The organism is Pseudomonas donghuensis (assembly GCF_000259195.1).
In the GTDB taxonomy this organism is placed as follows: Bacteria; Pseudomonadota; Gammaproteobacteria; order Pseudomonadales; family Pseudomonadaceae; genus Aquipseudomonas; species Aquipseudomonas donghuensis.
Window position 1 is genome coordinate 196685 of sequence record NZ_JH650757.1, and the last position, 17681, is coordinate 214365.

At 61.4% G+C, this 17681-nt stretch carries 17 protein-coding genes; 13 read left to right on the forward strand and 4 right to left on the reverse strand.

From position 1 onward, the window contains the following. The first annotated feature begins 107 nt into the window (after positions 1–107). From UW3_RS0103210 to UW3_RS0103220, 3 genes are all read left to right on the forward strand, one after another. Positions 108–593: a YajQ family cyclic di-GMP-binding protein gene (locus UW3_RS0103210; RefSeq protein ID WP_010220808.1), complete on the forward strand. Its 486-nt coding sequence runs from the start codon at positions 108–110 to the stop codon at positions 591–593. A gap of 116 nt (positions 594–709) precedes the next feature. Further along, entirely contained in the window at positions 710–1552 is an 843-nt protein-coding gene (locus UW3_RS0103215; RefSeq protein ID WP_010220809.1) for a mechanosensitive ion channel family protein, read from the forward strand. Positions 1553–1706: 154 nt separating this feature from the next. After that, positions 1707–2969 carry an MFS transporter gene (locus UW3_RS0103220; protein ID WP_010220810.1) on the forward strand — a complete coding sequence of 421 codons (1263 nt, stop codon included), beginning with the start codon at positions 1707–1709 and terminating at the stop codon, positions 2967–2969. Between the two features lie 12 nt (positions 2970–2981). On the opposite strand, the gene UW3_RS0103225 is transcribed toward UW3_RS0103220, so the two are convergent. Next, complete coding sequence (locus UW3_RS0103225) at positions 2982–4523, reverse strand: AmpG family muropeptide MFS transporter (RefSeq protein WP_010220811.1); 1542 nt, start codon at positions 4521–4523, stop codon at positions 2982–2984. A 43-nt stretch (positions 4524–4566) separates the two neighbouring features. Further along, positions 4567–4920: an MGMT family protein gene (locus tag UW3_RS0103230; RefSeq protein ID WP_026001181.1), complete on the reverse strand. Its 354-nt coding sequence runs from the start codon at positions 4918–4920 to the stop codon at positions 4567–4569. A 152-nt stretch (positions 4921–5072) separates the two neighbouring features. Between UW3_RS0103230 and UW3_RS0103235 the strand changes: the two genes are divergently transcribed. The 5 genes from UW3_RS0103235 to groL all read left to right on the forward strand — a co-directional run bounded on the left by UW3_RS0103235 (position 5073) and on the right by groL (position 9741). Next, positions 5073–6080: a DUF481 domain-containing protein gene (locus tag UW3_RS0103235; protein WP_010220813.1), complete on the forward strand. Its 1008-nt coding sequence runs from the start codon at positions 5073–5075 to the stop codon at positions 6078–6080. 110 nt (positions 6081–6190) lie between these two features. After that, positions 6191–6922 carry a HugZ family pyridoxamine 5'-phosphate oxidase gene (locus tag UW3_RS0103240; protein WP_010220814.1) on the forward strand — a complete coding sequence of 244 codons (732 nt, stop codon included), beginning with the start codon at positions 6191–6193 and terminating at the stop codon, positions 6920–6922. Positions 6923–6986: 64 nt separating this feature from the next. After that, positions 6987–7490 carry an FxsA family protein gene (locus UW3_RS0103245; RefSeq protein ID WP_010220815.1) on the forward strand — a complete coding sequence of 168 codons (504 nt, stop codon included), beginning with the start codon at positions 6987–6989 and terminating at the stop codon, positions 7488–7490. A 257-nt stretch (positions 7491–7747) separates the two neighbouring features. Beyond that, positions 7748–8041 (forward strand): co-chaperone GroES, encoded by a 294-nt coding sequence (locus UW3_RS0103250; protein WP_010220816.1) that lies wholly within the window; start codon positions 7748–7750, stop codon positions 8039–8041. A 47-nt stretch (positions 8042–8088) separates the two neighbouring features. Then, positions 8089–9741, forward strand: coding sequence for a chaperonin GroEL (groL, locus tag UW3_RS0103255; RefSeq protein ID WP_010220817.1), 1653 nt, complete (start codon positions 8089–8091; stop codon positions 9739–9741). Between the two features lie 162 nt (positions 9742–9903). On the opposite strand, the gene UW3_RS0103260 is transcribed toward groL, so the two are convergent. Then, positions 9904–10638, reverse strand: a complete 735-nt coding sequence (locus UW3_RS0103260) for a phosphatase PAP2 family protein (RefSeq protein ID WP_010220818.1) — start codon at positions 10636–10638, stop codon at positions 9904–9906. Between the two features lie 188 nt (positions 10639–10826). On the opposite strand from UW3_RS0103260, the gene colR reads away from it, so the two are divergent. The 5 genes from colR to UW3_RS0103285 all read left to right on the forward strand — a co-directional run bounded on the left by colR (position 10827) and on the right by UW3_RS0103285 (position 14560). Next, the gene (colR, locus tag UW3_RS0103265; protein ID WP_010220819.1) at positions 10827–11510 is read left to right on the forward strand and encodes a two-component system response regulator ColR; all 684 of its coding nucleotides are present in this window, start codon (positions 10827–10829) and stop codon (positions 11508–11510) included. After that, positions 11500–12798 carry a sensor histidine kinase gene (locus UW3_RS0103270; protein ID WP_010220820.1) on the forward strand — a complete coding sequence of 433 codons (1299 nt, stop codon included), beginning with the start codon at positions 11500–11502 and terminating at the stop codon, positions 12796–12798. Before colR ends, UW3_RS0103270 begins: the two co-directional genes overlap by 11 nt. A 136-nt stretch (positions 12799–12934) precedes the next feature. Further along, a complete protein-coding gene (locus UW3_RS0103275; RefSeq protein ID WP_010220821.1) occupies positions 12935–13615 on the forward strand; it encodes a class I SAM-dependent methyltransferase in 681 nt (226 codons plus the stop codon). A gap of 7 nt (positions 13616–13622) precedes the next feature. After that, positions 13623–14333 (forward strand): lipopolysaccharide kinase InaA family protein, encoded by a 711-nt coding sequence (locus tag UW3_RS0103280; RefSeq protein ID WP_010220823.1) that lies wholly within the window; start codon positions 13623–13625, stop codon positions 14331–14333. Further along, positions 14333–14560, forward strand: a complete 228-nt coding sequence (locus tag UW3_RS0103285; RefSeq protein WP_026001182.1) for a hypothetical protein — start codon at positions 14333–14335, stop codon at positions 14558–14560. The genes UW3_RS0103280 and UW3_RS0103285 overlap by 1 nt, the downstream gene beginning before the upstream one ends. 61 nt (positions 14561–14621) lie before the next feature. Here UW3_RS0103285 and UW3_RS0103290 read toward each other — a convergent pair whose 3' ends face one another. Then, positions 14622–17672, reverse strand: a complete 3051-nt coding sequence (locus tag UW3_RS0103290) for a multidrug efflux RND transporter permease subunit (RefSeq protein ID WP_010220825.1) — start codon at positions 17670–17672, stop codon at positions 14622–14624. Positions 17673–17681: the final 9 nt, after the last annotated feature.

The following is a 17681-nucleotide window of genomic DNA, read 5'->3' on the forward strand; positions in this document are numbered from 1 at the left end:
TTCGCAACCGTTATAATGATCCGGTATTTTAACCGTCAAACCCTGCGCGCTCCATCGCGCTCTTTCAGCAGAGCCGCGAGGGTGCCGTTATTTTTTGGAGAAAAGGTATGCCGTCGTTCGACGTGGTATCGGAACTGGACAAGCACGAAGTCACCAACGCCGTGGAAAACGCGGTCAAAGAGCTGGATCGTCGCTATGACCTCAAGGGCAAGGGCAGCTTCGAGTTCAAGGAAAAGGAACTGACCGTCAACCTCACCGCCGAAGCTGAATTCCAGCTCGAGGCGATGATCGACATCCTCAAGCTGGCCCTGGTCAAGCGCAAGATCGACGTGCAGTGCCTGGAAGTGAAGGACGCCTTCGCCTCGGGCAAGGTCATGAAGCAGGAAGCAGTGCTCAAAGAGGGCATCGATAAAGAGCTGGCGAAGAAAATCGTTGCTCACATCAAGGATGCCAAGCTCAAGGTCCAGGCCGCGATCCAGGGCGAGCAGGTACGCGTCACCGGCAAGAAGCGCGACGATCTGCAAGAGGCGATCGCCGCCCTGCGCGCCAAAGAGTTCGGCATGCCCCTGCAGTTCAACAATTTCCGCGACTGAAGTCACGGAGCCCGGAACCTTGGCGCCTTTTTGGCGTCCGAGGGCCGAGGCGCCGCTGAATCGTTTGCGGCAGGTCTTTTTCAGCTTTTTGCCGCTCGGCATCAGGAGAGTACACGATGGATTTAAACGCTGAGGTCGACCAGCTGGTCAAGGCTTCGCAAACCTGGCTACCGATGATCATGGAATACGGCAGCCGCCTGTTGCTGGCGCTGCTGACCCTGGCCATCGGCTGGTGGGTAATCAACAAGGTCACCTACCGCCTGGGCAAATTGCTGGCCCTGCGCAATGCCGACCTGGCCTTGCAGGGTTTTATCAGCAGCCTGGCCAACATCATTCTGAAGATCCTGCTGATTGTCAGCGTGGCCTCGATGATCGGCATCGAGACCACCTCGTTCGTCGCGGCCATCGGTGCCGCGGGCCTGGCTATCGGCCTGGCCCTGCAGGGCAGCCTGGCCAACTTCGCTGGCGGCGTGCTGATCCTGCTGTTCCGCCCGTTCCGCATTGGCGACTGGATCGAAGCCCAGGGTGTGGCGGGTACCGTCGACAGCATCCAGATCTTCCATACCGTGCTGCGTACCGGCGACAACAAGACCGTGATCTTGCCCAACGGCAGCCTGTCCAACGGCATCATCACCAACACCAACCGCCAGCCGACGCGCAAGGTGGTGTTCGATGTTGGCGTCGACTACGACGCCGACCTGCAAAAGGCCCGCAACGTGTTGCTGGAACTGGCCCAGGACCCGCGGGTACACCAGGACCCGGCACCCCAGGCCGTGGTTTCGACCCTGGGCGACAGCTCGATCACCGTCTCGCTGCGTATCTGGGTCAACACTGCCGACTACTGGGACGTGCTGTTCATGCTCAACGAGCATGCCCGTGACCGCCTCAAGGCCGAAGGCATCGACATTCCCTTTCCGCAGCGGGTGATCCGCGTGGTGCAGGAAGCGGCGGTGCAGTAAACCTTTCGCGGGGCAAGCCCGCTCCTACCAGGTGGGAGCGGGCTTGCCCCGCGATGCTTTCAGCAGCCATTACACTTGTTCACGTCTTCGCGCTATCTGCGCCCGGTGCATTCTGGCATATAGGCTGGCTTACTTTTGTTTGCCCGGTCTTATCATGCTTACCCCCCTGATCAACATCACGCCTTTGCGGGCGTTTTGTTTCGCCATGACCCTGGCGCTGTTCGAGCTGCTCACCTACCTCGCCAGTGACGTGGTGATGCCGGCCATGCCGGTGGTGGTCGGTGACCTGAACGCCAGCCCCGAATTCATTCCCCACGCCTTGAACCTGTACCTGCTCGGTGGCGTGCTGTTGCAATGGCTGATCGGCCCGCTGGCCGACCGCTATGGCCGTCGGCCGATGCTGCTGGGCGGCTGCGCGTTCTTCTGCCTGGCCTGCATCGCCACCTTCTGGGTGCAGAGCATCGAGTTGTTCAACCTGCTGCGGCTGCTTCAGGGGATCGGCCTGGGCTTTGTGGTAACGGTCAGCTACCCGGCGCTCAACGAGGCGTTCAGCGAGGCCGATGCGGTGCGAATGATGGCTTTGCTGGCCAACATCGCCTTGCTGTCGCCACTGCTCGGCCCGCTGGTCGGTACCCTGCTGCTGGAGTGGGTGTCCTGGCGCTGGCTGTTCGTGCTGTTTGGCACGGCGGCGGTGTTGGCCTGGTTCGCCCTGTACCGGTTCATGCCGGAAACCCTCGGCGTCGAGCGCCGCGACGGCTCGCGCCTGGCGTTCCAGCCGATCCACCTGCTGCCGTTGCTGGCGGGGTATGGGCAACTGTTGGCCAACCGCCGCTTTGTTGCCGGCAGTGCTGCGCTGGGTCTGGTCGGCCTGCCGCTGATCGGTTGGATCGGGCTGTCGCCGGTGCTTTTGATCCATGACGAGGGCCTGAGCACTTTCGATTACGCCCTGTGGCAGTTGCCGGTGTTTGGCGGCCTGATCCTCGGCAACCTGATCATCAACCGGATTGCCGACCGTTATGCGCTCACCGCCTTGGTACGCCTGGCGTTGTGGCCATTCCTGATCGGTTTGCTGGGCATGATGCTCGGCACCTGGTTGCTCCCTTCGGTACTGAGCCTGGTGGCCGGCATGTCGGTGTATGCGCTGGGCCTGGGTATCGCCAACGCCGTGCTATACCGCATGACGCTGTTCTCCAGCGAACAGAGCAAGGGCCTGGTGTCGGCGATGCTGGGGATGATCACCATTGCCCTGCTGGGTTTTGGTGGGGCGTTGCTGGCGATGCTCGGCGCTGGCGCCAGCCTGTTGCACTTCGCCTTCGCGGCAGGCGCGGCGGGGATTCTGGCGCTGTGGCCGCTGTGGGTCGTTCTGAGCGCTTGCAGTCGCTTGCCAGAGGCTATCCCGGAGTCAATCCGGCAATAGCCTCAGCGCGGTTCAGGGGCGCTCTGCAGCGGCGTTTTCGACGGGCTCCTGCTTGCCCCGCTCCTGGTGCCACTGCAGGGCAATCAGAATCAGGGTCGGCACGCCGAGCAGGGCGGTGATCAGGAAGAAGTCGTGATAACCGAACTTCTCGACCATCACCCCCGAGTAGCCGCCGATCAGCCGCGGCAACAGCAGCATGATCGAACTGAGCAGGGCGTACTGAGTGGCCGAGAACTTCAGGTTGGTCAGGCTCGACAGGTAGGCGACGAACGCCGAAGTGGCCAGGCCTGAGCTGAAGTTGTCCAGCGAGATGGTCACGATCAGCATCTGCAGGTTGGCGCCCATGTCGGCGAGCATCAGGAACAGGATGTTGGTCGCCGCCGAAGCCACGCCGCCGATGAACAGGATCGGCAGAATGCCGAAGCGCACGATCAGCAGGCCACCAAAACCGGCACCCACCAGGGTCATGATCAGGCCGAAGATCTTGCTGACACTGGCGATCTGGTCCTTGGTAAAGCCCTGGTCGATATAGAACACGTTAGCCATCACGCCCATCACCGTGTCGGACATCCGGTAGGTGGCGATCAGCCCGAGCAGCAGCAGGGCCTGCCAGCGATAGCGGGTGATGAAATCGTTGACCGGCGTGAGGACCGGCGCCAGCCCGCGCCGGCCCATGGACGACAGGCACAGGGCGGTGAGGGTGATGTAGAGGATCGCGCGCAGGAAGGCGCGGTCTTCGAGCAGCAGGTCGAGCAGGCTCACGCCTTCGAACAGCACGCTGGCGAAATCGGTGTTGTACAGCTGGGTGAAGGTCGCCGGTACCGATACCAGCAGGATGATCAGCACGAACACCGACGCCAGCTGGTGGGCCAGGCCATAGCGCGCCGCCGACAGCTGGGTGCGCAGCGGCACGGGTGGTTCGCGCATCAACAGGGTGGTGATGACCGCTGGCAGCATCATCACGCCGAACAGCACGTAGGTGCCGGTCCAGGCTTTGTGCAGGTAGCTGAAGCCGGTGGAGCCGAAGCCTTCGGCGAAGAACAGCGCACCGGCGGTGGCCAGCAGCGCAGCAACCCGGTAGCCGGCCATGTAACTGGCGGCAAGGGCGGCCTGGCGCTGGTCGTCGGCGATTTCCAGGCGGTAGGCATCGACGGCGATGTCCTGGGTAGCCGAAGCAAAGGCCACCAGCACCGCCAGGGCGATCAGCCACGACAGATGTTTTTGCGGGTCGCAAAAGCCCATGCCGACCAGGCCGATGACCACCAGGACTTGCGACAGCACCAGCCAGGAACGGCGGCGTCCGAGTTTGCCAAGCAGCGGCAGGCGCCATTGGTCGAGCAGCGGCGACCACACCCACTTGAAGGCATACGCCAGGCCGATCAGGCTGGCATAACCGATGGTTTCACGGGCCACGCCGGCTTCGCGCAGCCAGACCGACAGGGTCGAAAACACCAGCATGTAAGGCAAGCCGGCGGCAAAGCCGAGCAACAACAGCACCAGTGTCGACGGGCTGGCATAGGCAGCGAGCGCAGCGCGCCAGGTTTTACGGGGCATGGGCCAACATCTGCCTCAAGTTTGCGAAAACAAAGCGCGCACTCTAACCGCTGTGCTCCATCGGGCGCCAGCCATGGCGCAGCATATCCACACGATTATTGTGCAAGGTGATGCCTTCTGCGCGCAGTCGCGCACGCTGTTCGTCGCCCGAAGGGGTGCCCAGCGCCAGGCTCAAGCGCCCGCCGGCGCCCAGTACCCTGTGCCAGGGGAGCTGGGTGTCGCTGGGCAACTGGCTGAGGGTACGCCCGACCCAGCGCGCTGCGCGACCAAGACCGGCCAGTTGCGCGAGCTCGCCGTAGCTGATCACCTTGCCCTCGGGCACCTGGCCAAGCACCAGATAGAGTGCCATTCGTCGGGCTTCGGCGCTTTCGGTCGGATCGCCAGGCATCCCGTTCATCGCGGGATGCGCCCATGCCGTGCGAGGAGCACCGGGCCGTGCGGGCAAATAAGAATTGAACTCATCGACATGGGGCAGGTCAGTCCTTGCTCTGATGGCGGGTATCTGGATAATGCCCGACTTTTTTCGCGAACCCGAGTCCGTTGCTGCTTATGTTTTCTAGAGCCCTGTTGTGCGTTGCCCTCGCCGCTGCCTGTTCCCCCGCCCTTGCAGACACCGTGTGGATGAAAAACGGTGACAGGCTCAGTGGCAAGATCAAGGTCTTCGATGGCGGCAAACTGTTGCTCGAAACACCGTACGGCGGCTCCATCGCCCTGGACTGGAAACAGGTCAAGACCCTGGAAAGCGACCAGGAGCTGCTGGTCAAGCAGGATGCCTACAGCGGTGAGAAGGCCAAGTCGCTGCACGCGGCGGACGCAGGCCAGGTGACGTTGGCCAATGGCGAGACGCCCAAGACCGTCGAGCTTGCCAGCATCCAGCAGATCATGAAGCCAAAGCCGGTGGTCGAGGACCTGTCGTGGAAGGGTAACGTCGACCTGGCCATGGACTACAAGCGCGCCGAAACCGACAGCGACGACTATGACATCGACTTCAAGACCACCGCACGCCACGGCCGCTGGCGGCACCAGGCCGAAGGCGAATACAACCGCGAGAGCAAGAACGACGTCACCACCACCAACAACTGGAGCGGCGAATACGCGCTGGACCGCTTCATCACCGAGAAGTGGTTCTGGCAGGGTCGTCTGGAATACAAGCGCGATCATATCGAAGACCTCGCTCGCCAGCGCACCGTGGGTACCGGCCCGGGTTACCAGTTCTGGGACAATGAACTGGGCGCGTTCTCCCTCGGTTCGCTGCTCAACCGTACCGACTATGAATACGCTGACGGCGGCAAGGACAACTTCTATTCCTTGGCCATGAAGTGGGACTACAACCGCTACCTGATCGGCAAGCGCGTCGAGTTTTTCACCAACGGCGAAGTCGGCAAGCCTCTGGGCGGCGTCGCCGAGTACGCCCTGGATGCCGAAGTCGGTCTGCGCTACAAGGTCACCGAGTGGGCGTCGCTCAACCTCAAGGCCGAGAAGGACATCATCAGTGGTACCCGTGACAGCGACCTGGACAAGACCCGCTATACCGCAGGTTTCGGCGTCGCCTGGTAAGCACGCTGGCAACCCTGAGCGATAATGATTATTTTGTCGGTTAACTAGCCTGGCCGTGTGCTCGTGCGCACGGCCAGCATTACGAGGTTTATCCAGCGGGGAGTCATACAGTGAGCGCTAAAGCCGCAACACAGGCACGGGAGCTGCTGCTCAAGGAATACCGCGGGGTGCTGTCGACCCATTCCAAGTCAATGCCGGGGTTTCCCTTCGGTTCGGTGGTGCCGTACTGCCTGGATGCCGACGGTAACCCACTGATCCTGATCAGCCGTATTGCCCAGCACACCCACAACCTGCAAAAGGATCCCAAGTGCTCGCTGCTGGTGGGGGAGCGTGACGCTGAAGATGTCCAGGCAGTGGGGCGCCTGACCGTGCTGGCCGAGGCGCACCAGCTGGTTGCGCCCGAAGCGGTCGAAGCCGCTGCCGAGCGTTACTACCGTTATTTTCCCGAATCGGCCAATTATCACGCCGCCCACGATTTCGACTTCTGGGTGCTCAAGCCGGTGCGCCATCGCTACATCGGTGGCTTCGGCGCGATTCACTGGATCGATCACCTGACCCTGGCCAACCCTTTTGCCGGCAAGGCCGAACAGAGCATGATCGAGCACATGAACAGCGATCATGCCAACGCCATCGAGCACTACGTCCAGCTCAGCGGCCTGCCTCAGGGCACGGCGGCGCAGATGGTCGGCATCGACAGCGAAGGCATGCACCTGCGCATTGGCCAGGCGCTGTACTGGTTGCCGTTCGCGGCGCCTTGCAATACGCCGATACAAGTACGCGAAGCCCTGGTTTTTCTGGCCCGCGCTGATCAATGGCCGCAGCGGGAAACCGCCGAGGCTTGAAATGGCGATGGATCGCATCCATTAAAGGTCTACTGCAAGGACATCTTGCGCAGAGGAACCGTTGATGCGTGCTTTTCTATTGCTGTTTCTGATTTTTCCGGTGCTGGAGCTGTATGTGTTTTACAGGGTCAGCGTCGCGATCGGCTTCTTTCCGGCGCTGTTGCTGATCATTGCCGGCTCCGCCCTGGGCGTGCTGGTGGTGCGGGTGGCAGGGCTTGCCACCGCCCTGCGTGCCCGCGAGAGCCTGCAGCGTGGCGAATTGCCCGCTGAAGACATGTTCCATGGCCTGATGCTGGCGCTCGGTGGCGGCCTGCTGCTGTTGCCGGGCTTTGTCAGTGATGTGATCGGCCTGGTCTGCCTGCTGCCGTTCACCCGCCGTCTGCTCGGGCGCAAGATGCGCGAGCGCGCCGAGGCCCAGGCCATGCGCCAGCGGGCGTTTGGCGATGACCCGTTCATGGCGCGTCCAGGCCCGCCTGGGCGTGGCCATCAGCCCACCGTGATCGAAGGTGAAGTGGTGGGGCGTACCGACCCTGATCAGCCTAACCTGCGGGGTCCGCGCGATCTTTGATGGTTATCCATGCGTTGCCAACGGCCCCTTTCGGGGCCGTTTTGCTTTATCGGATGGCCGTTGCTAAAAAAATTCATCAGCAAGCCTTGTAATTGCCCTTGGCGACCTCATGTATGGGTCACCGCAAGGTTTCTGGTGATTTGCACCAGACATTACATGTGTGGTCCGCCCTGCGGGCTACGAGCGGCTACGCCGCAAGCATCAACCCGCCGGTGTCGATACCGGCCGATGAAAACCACAATTAGGAGAGATCGACAATGAAGCTTCGTCCTCTGCATGACCGCGTCGTTATCCGTCGCAGCGAAGAAGAATCGAAAACCGCTGGCGGTATCGTTCTGCCAGGTTCGGCCGCTGAAAAACCTAACCGTGGCGAAGTCGTCGCTGTAGGTGCCGGCCGCACTCTGGACAACGGTGAAGTGCGTGCGCTGGCCGTGAAAGTGGGTGACAAGGTGGTTTTCGGCCCTTACTCGGGCAGCAACACTGTGAAAGTTGACGGCGAAGACCTGCTGGTGATGGCTGAGAACGAGATTCTCGCTGTCATCGAAGGCTGATTCCGCTGGTTTCCCGTTACTCCAAAGTATTCAAGGATTAAACGATCATGGCTGCTAAAGACGTAAAATTCGGCGACTCCGCCCGTAAGAAAATGCTCGTTGGTGTCAACGTTCTGGCTGACGCTGTAAAAGCTACCCTGGGCCCGAAAGGCCGTAACGTTGTTCTGGCCAAGAGCTTCGGTGCTCCGACCATCACCAAAGACGGTGTTTCGGTTGCCAAAGAAATCGAGCTCAAAGACGCCTTCGAAAACATGGGCGCCCAGCTGCTCAAAGACGTTGCCTCCAAGGCCAACGACGAAGCCGGTGACGGCACCACCACCGCAACCGTTCTGGCTCAGGCCATCGTCAGCGAAGGCCTGAAAGCCGTTGCTGCCGGCATGAACCCGATGGATCTGAAGCGTGGTATCGACAAGGCCACCATCGCCATCGTCAAAGAGCTGAAGTCCCTGTCCAAGCCATGCGCCGACTCCAAGGCCATCGCTCAGGTCGGTACCATCTCGGCCAACTCCGACAACTCCATCGGTGACATCATCGCCGAAGCCATGGAAAAAGTCGGTAAAGAAGGCGTGATCACCGTCGAAGAAGGCTCGGGCCTGGAAAACGAACTGTCGGTCGTGGAAGGCATGCAGTTCGACCGTGGCTACCTGTCCCCTTACTTCGTCAACAAGCCAGACACCATGGTCGCCGAGCTGGATGGCCCGCTGCTGCTGCTGGTTGACAAGAAAATCTCCAACATCCGTGAACTGCTGCCAGTTCTGGAAGCCGTTGCCAAGGCCGGCCGTCCGCTGCTGATCGTGGCTGAAGACGTTGAAGGCGAAGCGCTGGCTACCCTGGTAGTCAACAACATGCGCGGCATCGTCAAGGTTGCTGCGGTCAAGGCCCCTGGCTTCGGTGACCGTCGCAAGGCCATGCTGCAGGACATCGCCGTCCTGACCGGCGGTACCGTGATCTCCGAAGAAATCGGCCTGAGCCTGGAGTCCGCTACCCTGGAGCACCTGGGTAACGCCAAGCGTGTGACCCTGTCCAAGGAAAACACCATCATCGTCGACGGCGCTGGTGTACAAGGCGACATCGAAGCGCGCATCGCCCAGATCCGCACTCAAGTTACCGAGACTTCCTCGGACTACGACCGTGAAAAACTGCAAGAGCGTCTGGCCAAGCTGGCTGGCGGTGTTGCCGTGATCAAGGTCGGTGCTGGCACCGAAGTCGAAATGAAAGAGAAGAAAGCCCGCGTTGAAGACGCCCTGCACGCTACCCGTGCAGCCGTTGAAGAAGGCGTGGTGCCTGGCGGTGGTGTTGCCCTGGTTCGCGCTCTGCAAGCGATTGCCGAGCTCAAAGGCGACAACGAAGACCAGAACGTCGGTATCCAGCTGCTGCGTCGCGCTGTTGAAGCGCCGCTGCGCCAGATCGTTGCCAACGCCGGCGACGAGCCAAGCGTGGTGGTCGACAAGGTCAAGCAAGGTTCCGGCAACTTCGGTTACAACGCTGCTACCGGCGAGTACGGCGACATGATCGAAATGGGCATCCTCGACCCTGCCAAGGTAACCCGTTCGGCCCTGCAAGCTGCAGCTTCGATCGGTGGTCTGATGATCACTACCGAAGCCATGGTTGCTGACGCTCCAGCTGAAGCTGGTGCTGGCGGCGGCATGCCAGACATGGGCGGCATGGGTGGTATGGGCGGCATGGGCGGCATGATGTAAGCCAGCCTGACCCGCTTGATAAAAAGCCCCGCCTAGTGCGGGGCTTTTTTTTGCCTGAATTCTGGGGTTGCTGTGCAATCTATCACCGGCAAGACTGGCTCCCACAGGGATCTGTATGTGGGAGCTGGCTTGCCAGCGATGCAGTCACCGCGCAGGCCGGTCTTACGAGGACGGCACGGTAACCGCAGCCTTGTGCTTCAACTCAACCGGCCGGCGATACAGCACCCAGTAATAACAGCCAAGGCTGATCAGCCAGCAGAACACCGCCGTCCACACGTTGTGCGAAAAAAAGTGCGCGCCCTGCAGCATGCGCCCCACTGAAAACAGCGTGCCCAGGCCAAAGGCGAACACCAGCGCTGCCTTGGCCAGGCGTGGACGCCGGTCGCGCAAGACAAAAAACAGGGCAAACAGGGTAAAGCCGGTCGCCGCATGGCCACCCGGCCAGCAGCGTCCGGGCTTATCGGTGGCCGGGCGCGGGCTGAGCAGCTCGCTGTAGGTCTCCTTGCCGCCAAATTCGCTCAGGCTCCAGGGGCACTGCACCGCCGTCACGGCTTTGACCGGCGTGACAAAACTGGTCGACAGCCCCATGGCCAGGACCAGGCAGCCCAGCTCCCGACGCCAACTGAACAGGCGTGTCCAGAAGAAACTCGCGGCGAAGGCGACAACCGCCAGCAAGCCGAGGACGATCACCGCCTGTTTGGCCCGGTCATGCAGGATATCTTCGAGAAAGTAGCTGTGCCGGCCGATGAACTGCCCCGCCACCGGGTCGAACGCCAGCTTGGCCAGGTCCATGTCCAGTGAGGTCAGCTCCAGCAGGATCAATATCACCGCGGTGACGGCGGGGATGCCCAGGGCAATCCAGAAATTCAGCGGACGGGAGTAGGCAGGTAGTGACATGGCAAGTCCAGGCAGGTCAAAGGGGCAGTCCGACCGCCAATTTTCGGCTAGCCGCCATCGCCTGTCCGTGAAGGCTCGGTGAAAAAAACGTTAACCTGCAATAAAGTCGCGCCGACCTAGCCGAGCGCTGCTGATGGCCGTAAGCTGCGCCTGCCAAGCAGGCAAAAGCGCCGGACGGGAGACACCCCATGCGAATTCTACTGGTTGAAGACAACCGCGATATCCTCGCCAACCTGGCCGACTACCTGGGCCTGAAGGGTTACACGGTGGACTGTGCCCAGGACGGTCTCTCCGGCCTGCACCTGGCTGCCACCGAACACTACGACCTGATCGTGCTCGACATCATGTTGCCAGGCATCGACGGCTATACCCTGTGCAAGCGCCTGCGCGAAGACGCCCGGCGCGACACCCCGGTGATCATGCTCACCGCCCGTGATCAGCTGGACGATCGCCTGCAGGGCTTCCGCTCCGGCGCTGACGACTACCTGCTCAAACCGTTTGCCCTGTCGGAGCTTGCCGCGCGCATCGAAGCGGTGCTGCGTCGCACCCAGGGCGGTGGTCGGCGTACCCTGCAGGTCAGTGACCTGGTCTACGACCTCGACACGCTGGAAGTCAGCCGCGAGGGCAAATTGCTCAAGCTCAACCCGGTCGGCCTGAAGCTGCTGGCGGTGCTGATGCAGAAGAGCCCGCATGTGCTGCGCCGCGAAGTACTCGAAGAGGCGCTGTGGGGCGACGATTGTCCGGACAGCGACAGCTTGCGCAGCCACGTTCACCAACTGCGCCAGGTCATCGACAAACCGTTTGAAAAACCCCTGCTGCATACCGTCCACGGCGTCGGCTATCGCTTGGCCGAGGGCCGTGATGGAGTTTAAACAAAGCCTTGCCCAGCGGATCATCATTGCCTTTGCCCTGATGAGTGCGATGGTGGCCGGGGCCTTCGCCTTCGGCATTGTCGCTACGGTCCACCTGGTTGAAGAACGCTTGATCTCCGCCGTGCTGGGCGGCGACCTGCAACGTTTGCTGCGCATGGACAGCGTCAGCGACTGGAGCCACCGGCCGCGGCCGGACCAGCTGTTCTATTTCAGCGGCGGGCGTGATGACTTCGAGCTGCCCAAGGATTTGCGTCACCTTGACCGTGGCTTTCATGAAGTGTTTCGTGAAGATCTGTCCTACCACGCGATGGTCGAAATCGTCGATGGCCGTCGCTACGTGCTGTTGCAGGACCAGAGTGATTTCGAAGAGCGCGAGCGAGTGCTGTTCGCGGTGGTCGTGGTCGGCTTTGTCCTGAGCCTGGCGCTGGCGGTATTCCTCGGCTGGGTCCTGGCCCGGCGGGTGATGGCACCGGTGATTCGCCTGGCCCGCCAGGTGCGCCACCGTGATCAACTGCTGGGCCTGGCGCCGCCCTTGGCGCCCGATTACGCTGCGGATGAAGTCGGTCAGCTGGCCGTGGCGTTCGACGATACCCTGGGGCGTCTGCGCGATGCGCTGACCCGTGAGCGCCTGTTTACCAGTGATGTCAGCCATGAGCTGCGCACGCCGTTGATGGTGCTGGCCAGCTCCTGTGAGCTGTTGCTGGTCAACCCCAACATCGACACCCGCGCCCGATCCCAGGTCGAGCGCATTGCCCGGGCCACCGAAGAGATGCAGGAGTTGGTGAAGACCTTCCTGATGCTCGCCCGTGCCCAGCGTGACGAAGGCGCGGTCGCCTCGCAGGCGAGTATGAAAGAGGTGGCCGATGACCTGATTGGCGTCTGGCGCGATACCATCGAGCAGAAAGGCCTGACATTGCTGTACGACGCCAAGGCTGCAACCCCGACCTTGTACAACGCCACCTTTCTTCAGGCGGTCATGGGCAACCTGCTGCGCAATGCGGCGCACTACACCGATCAGGGCTTTATTCGCCTGACGCTGGAACCGGCGGGGTTCCTGGTCGAAGACAGTGGTGTAGGGATTCCCGAAGAGCAGCGTGAAGCCATGTTCCGGCCGTTTGTGCGCGGCGATGAAAAGCGTGGCGAGGGCCTGGGCTTGGGCTTATCACTGGTGCAGCGGATTTGTGACGACCAGGGCTGGAGCGTCAGCCTGACCGCCATGGTGCCCCATGGCTGCCGCTTTCACGTAGACCTGAGCCTGGCACTGCAAAGGCCGACTGACCTCGAATAGGGCCATTGGCCAGCCGTGAAAGTTTGTAATTAATTGAAACTTTTGTCGTGACAACTAACGAATTTTTCACATCAGCATGACCTGACGCCAACGCTTGCCAGCCTAAGGTGGGCACATTGGAGTCAGGAGATGCACAATGCGTAGCCCTATCAAACTCGAGTTTTCGGATAAGTACGACCAGCAGCACGCCCAGGAATACTTCCTCAAGCACCAGGACGGCCTGGCGCGCCGGATGTCCCACCAGCGTGACGAGCAACTGGCCCGTCGCGCCCTGGCCCTGGCTGGCGAACCGGGGCTGGTGCTCGACTTGCCGTGCGGTGCCGGGCGCTTCTGGCCGTTGCTGGCGGAAAAGCCCAACCGGGTGATCATTGGTGCCGACAATTCCGAAGCCATGCTCGAAACCGCGCGGGCCTCGCAGCCGGCTGCGGTGGTGGAACGGGTACGTACCTTGCAGACCTCCGCATTCGCCATCGATTTACCGGACAACTCGGTCGACAGTATTTTTTGCATGCGGCTGATGCACCACATCGGCGATGCGGCCCATCGCAAAACATTACTCTCTGAATTTCAACGGGTTACCCGCGACAGCGTGATCGTCTCGCTGTGGGTGGATGGCAATTTCAAAGCCTGGCGGCGCAAAAAGCTCGAGCAGCGGCGTTACGTCGAAAAAGGGCAGGGCAGTTACCAGAATCGTTTTGTGTTACCTGTTGCCACGGTTGAAAAGGAATTTGAAGCCGCAGGTTTCCGCATTCAGGAACGATTGGACTTTTTACCGTTCTACGCCATGTGGCGAGTCTATCTTTTGCGTAAGGGGTAAGCGGGGAATGGGGTTTGAGCGCACAGCAGCAACGACGAACAAGGATCAGTTCGATCATTTCTGGCAGCAGCAGGGCGAATGGGTCGAGGAGCCCAATCAGCGTCGTGGCGGCGAGAGTGGTGTACAGCGACTGAGCGACGACGCTGGCCATACGTTTTATGCCAAGCGCCAGATCGGCCATATCTACCGCAGCCTGTTGCACCCCTTCGGGCGCCCTACCGTGTTGCGTGAATACGATGCCCTGAACAGCTTCGAGCAACTGGGGGTGCGGGTGCCGCATATTGTCTATTGCGGCGTTGACCGTGATGCCGCGCATCAGTGGCGAGCCTTGCTGGTCAGCGAGGCGCTGGAAGGCTTCGAGGATATCGACAGCTGGTTCGCCGCCGGTGCCCGAGAGCGGTACCACCCGGCATTACACGAGCGGGTGCTGGAGGACCTGGCGCAGAACCTGGCGCGGATGCACCGCGGTCATTGGCAGCATGGTTGCCTGTATGGCAAGCATGTCTTCGTCAAGGTCATTGGCCAAGGTGCCGAGGCTCGGGCTGAAGTGGCCCTGCTGGACCTCGAAAAGTGCCGCCGGCGCATCAGTTGTCAGCGTGCCGCGCTCAATGACCTTAAACAACTGCGCCGCCATTCGTCTTTCAACGACACAGAGTGGCAAAAACTGCTCTATTTTTACCAAGGAGCGTTTGGCAGCGCTGTCAAAGGTTTAGAGTAATGAAACTAGAAATAGCCCGAGGTTTGTTTCTGGTGATTGCCTTGGCCGTGGCAACCGCTGCCGTAGCGGCGTGGGAGGAGCCTCGCCCGCAGGTTTTCAGCAAGGTCGATGCCGGTGCGCAATGCCCGTTGCCACGGGTGGTAAAACCCCAGGTCGATGCCAAGCCGGATCACGACCTGTTGTTATTGCTGTTCGGCCTGAGCCAGGGCGTACGCGCCAGCGGCTGACCCCTGTGGGAGCGGCGGTGCGACGATTCGACTTGCCCCGCGATCGATCCCCAAGCGAAGGTTATTCAGGCACCACCTCTTCGCGGGGCAAGCCCGCTTCCACGGCCAGCAGGGTATAGATGCACGGCAGCACGAACAGGGTGAACAAGGTGCCCACGGACATCCCGGTGGCGATTACCGTGCCGATGTCGAAGCGGCTGACCGCACCGGCGCCGGTGGCGAGAATCAACGGCACCATGCCAAACACCATCGCGGCGGTGGTCATCAGCACCGGGCGCAAGCGAATCGCCGCAGCTTCTTCCACTGCTTCGCGCGCACTGAGGCCTTTTTGCAGGCGCAACTGGTTGGCGAACTCGACGATCAGGATGCCGTGCTTGCTGATCAGCCCGATCAGGGTCACCAGCCCCACCTGGGTGTAGATGTTCATGCTCGAGATGCCCAGGAACAACGGAATCAACGCGCCGCAAATCGACAGCGGCACGGTCACCAGGATCACCAACGGGTCGCGGAAGCTCTCGAACTGTGCCGCCAGCACCAGGAAGATGATCGCCAGGGCCAGGCCGAAGGTTACCCACAGGGCGCTGCCTTCCTGGACGAACTGACGCGCCGCGCCGCCATAGTCAAAGCCATAGCCCTCCGGGGCTTCTTCGCGGGCGATGCTGCGCACGGTATCCAGCGCCTCACCCATGCTGACCGTCGGGAAGCCCTGGATGATTACCGAGTTCAATTGCTGGAACTGGTTGAGCTGGCGCGGTCGGGCGCGGTCGCTGATGCTGATCAGGGTCGACAGCGGCAGCATCTGCCCTTGCTGGTTTTTTACGTAGTAGTTGTTCAGCCAGTCGGGGTTATCGCGGTAGGGCCGCTCGACCTGGGCGATGACCTTGTAGCTGCGCCCGTCGATGGTAAAGCGGTTGATCTCCGCTTCAGCCAGCAGCGTCGCCAGGGTACCGCCCAGGGCGTCCATCGACACGCCCATCTGCGCCGCCTTGGCCCGGTCGATATCGACCACCACCTCCGGCTTGTCGAAGGCCAGGTCGATGTCGAGGAAGGCGAATTTGCCAGAGGCCTGGGCGCGCGTCTTGACCCGCTCGGCGACCTCGAGCAGCGACGCATAGTCGTTGGCGGTGTTGATCACGAAGGCGAACGGCAGGCCTTCGCCAGTGCCTGGTAGCGAGGGCAGGTTGAAGCCGAAGATCTGCAGGCCGCTGATGCCCTCAAGCTTGGCCTGCACCAGCGGTAGCAGCTCCATCTGGGTGCGCTCGCGCTCATTCCAGGGCTTGAGCAAAAAGCCGCCGATGCCCGACTGCACGCCATTGAAGCCGTTGATCTGGAACGAAGAGTAATACTCGGGGAAGTCCTTGAAGATCGTGATGAACTCATCGGTATAGCTGTTCAGGTAGTCGAGGTTGGTCGGCTGTGGCGCGGTAGCCATCATGAAGATGACGCCCTGGTCTTCATCTGGCGCCAGTTCATTCTTGGTGAACATCAGGAACACCGGAATCAGGCACAGCACGATCAGCGCAAATACCAGCACCACCGGCCGTGTGTTGAGGGTGCGATGGAGGATTTTCTGGTAACGCTGCTTGAGCCGCTCGAACAGCACATCCAGGCGATGCGCCAGGCCCGTGGGATTTTGCTCGTGGCGCAGGAGCAAGGCGCACATCATCGGCGACAGGGTCAGGGCGACGATGCCGGAGATCACCACGGCGCCGGCCAGGGTCAGGGCGAACTCCTTGAACAGCGCGCCGGTCAGCCCCTCCAGAAAGCCGATAGGGGCGTACACCGCGGCCAGGGTGATGGTCATCGAGACCACCGGCATGGCGATCTCCCTGGCGCCTTCCAGGGCCGCTTCGTACGGCGATTTACCTTCTTCGATATGACGGTGGATGTTCTCCACCACGACAATGGCGTCATCGACCACCAGGCCGATGGCCAGCACCATCGCCAGCAGGGTCAGCAGGTTCAGTGAGTAGCCCATCAACTGCATGAAGAACAATACGCCGATCATCGACAGCGGAATGGTGACCACCGGGATCAGCACCGAGCGCAAGGCGCCGAGGAACAGGAAAACCACGACGATGACGATCAGCACCGCTTCGACCAGGGTTTTTACCACTTCGTTGATCGACGCCTGGATGAACAGTGTGGCGTCGTAGGCAATCGAGGACTTCAGGTTCGGCGGCAACTGGCTTTCAAGCTCGGGCATGAGCTTGCGCACCTCCTTGATCACCTCCAGCGGGTTGGCCGCCGGGGTAGCCTTGATGCCGATGTACACCGATGGCGTGCCGTCGAAGGAGCTGACCGTGTCGTAGTTCTCCGCGCCCATCTCGACCCGCGCCACATCGCCGAGCAGCACCCGGCTGTCGCCGCTGGTCTTGAGCGGGATCTTGGCGAAGGCTTCGGCGCTCTTCAGTTCAGTGGTGGCGTTGATGCTGGTGACGATGTATTCACCCTTGAGCTCGCCCGCCGCGGAAAGGAAGTTGTAGCCGCGCACCGCCTGGGTCACGTCATTGGCGCTCAGGCCGTAGCCTGCCAGCTTCACCGGGTCGATCCACAGGCGCATGGCGAACAGCTGGTTGCCGAGGATCTCGGCCTCGGCCATGCCGGGCAGGGTCGCAAGCTTGGGCTGGATCACCCGTGACAGGTAATCGGTGATTTGCGGGTTGCTCAGCTCGCTGCTGTAGAAGCTGATGTACATCAGCGCCGAGGCGTCGGCGGCTTCCTTGCTCAGCACCGGGTCTTCGGCATCCTGGGGCAGCTTGTTCTTGACCTCGTTGGCCTTGGCCAGCAGCTCGGTGAACAGACGGTCGCTGTCTGAACCGATGCGTGCATAGATCGAGATCACCGAGAAGTTCTGCCGGCTCACCGAGGTCATGTAATCGATGCCTTCGGCGCTGGCCAGGCTCTGCTGCAGCGGTTGGGTGATGTAGCCCTGGATGGTCTCGGCGTTGGCCCCGGGGTAGGCGGTGGTCACCGTGATCAGGGCGTTTTCCATCTGCGGATATTGGCGGATCGGTAACTTGCTCCAGGCCTGGAAGCCCAGCAGCACGATCAGCAGGCTGACCACGCTGGCCAGCACCGGGCGGCGAATGAACGGATCGGTAAAGGCCATGGCGGTTCC

Excerpts from the sequence above, each read along its gene's own strand:
- UW3_RS0103210 (WP_010220808.1), top strand. The coding sequence starts at position 108 with ATGCCGTCGTTCGACGTGGTATCGGAACTGGACAAGCACGAAGTCACC.
- UW3_RS0103215 (WP_010220809.1), top strand. The coding sequence starts at position 710 with ATGGATTTAAACGCTGAGGTCGACCAGCTGGTCAAGGCTTCGCAAACC.
- UW3_RS0103220 (WP_010220810.1), top strand. The coding sequence starts at position 1,707 with ATGCTTACCCCCCTGATCAACATCACGCCTTTGCGGGCGTTTTGTTTC.
- UW3_RS0103225 (WP_010220811.1), bottom strand. The coding sequence starts at position 4,523 with ATGCCCCGTAAAACCTGGCGCGCTGCGCTCGCTGCCTATGCCAGCCCG.
- UW3_RS0103230 (WP_026001181.1), bottom strand. The coding sequence starts at position 4,920 with ATGAACGGGATGCCTGGCGATCCGACCGAAAGCGCCGAAGCCCGACGA.
- UW3_RS0103235 (WP_010220813.1), top strand. The coding sequence starts at position 5,073 with ATGTTTTCTAGAGCCCTGTTGTGCGTTGCCCTCGCCGCTGCCTGTTCC.
- UW3_RS0103245 (WP_010220815.1), top strand. The coding sequence starts at position 6,987 with ATGCGTGCTTTTCTATTGCTGTTTCTGATTTTTCCGGTGCTGGAGCTG.
- UW3_RS0103250 (WP_010220816.1), top strand. The coding sequence starts at position 7,748 with ATGAAGCTTCGTCCTCTGCATGACCGCGTCGTTATCCGTCGCAGCGAA.
- groL (WP_010220817.1), top strand. The coding sequence starts at position 8,089 with ATGGCTGCTAAAGACGTAAAATTCGGCGACTCCGCCCGTAAGAAAATG.
- UW3_RS0103260 (WP_010220818.1), bottom strand. The coding sequence starts at position 10,638 with ATGTCACTACCTGCCTACTCCCGTCCGCTGAATTTCTGGATTGCCCTG.
- colR (WP_010220819.1), top strand. The coding sequence starts at position 10,827 with ATGCGAATTCTACTGGTTGAAGACAACCGCGATATCCTCGCCAACCTG.
- UW3_RS0103270 (WP_010220820.1), top strand. The coding sequence starts at position 11,500 with ATGGAGTTTAAACAAAGCCTTGCCCAGCGGATCATCATTGCCTTTGCC.
- UW3_RS0103275 (WP_010220821.1), top strand. The coding sequence starts at position 12,935 with ATGCGTAGCCCTATCAAACTCGAGTTTTCGGATAAGTACGACCAGCAG.
- UW3_RS0103280 (WP_010220823.1), top strand. The coding sequence starts at position 13,623 with ATGGGGTTTGAGCGCACAGCAGCAACGACGAACAAGGATCAGTTCGAT.
- UW3_RS0103285 (WP_026001182.1), top strand. The coding sequence starts at position 14,333 with ATGAAACTAGAAATAGCCCGAGGTTTGTTTCTGGTGATTGCCTTGGCC.
- UW3_RS0103290 (WP_010220825.1), bottom strand. The coding sequence starts at position 17,672 with ATGGCCTTTACCGATCCGTTCATTCGCCGCCCGGTGCTGGCCAGCGTG.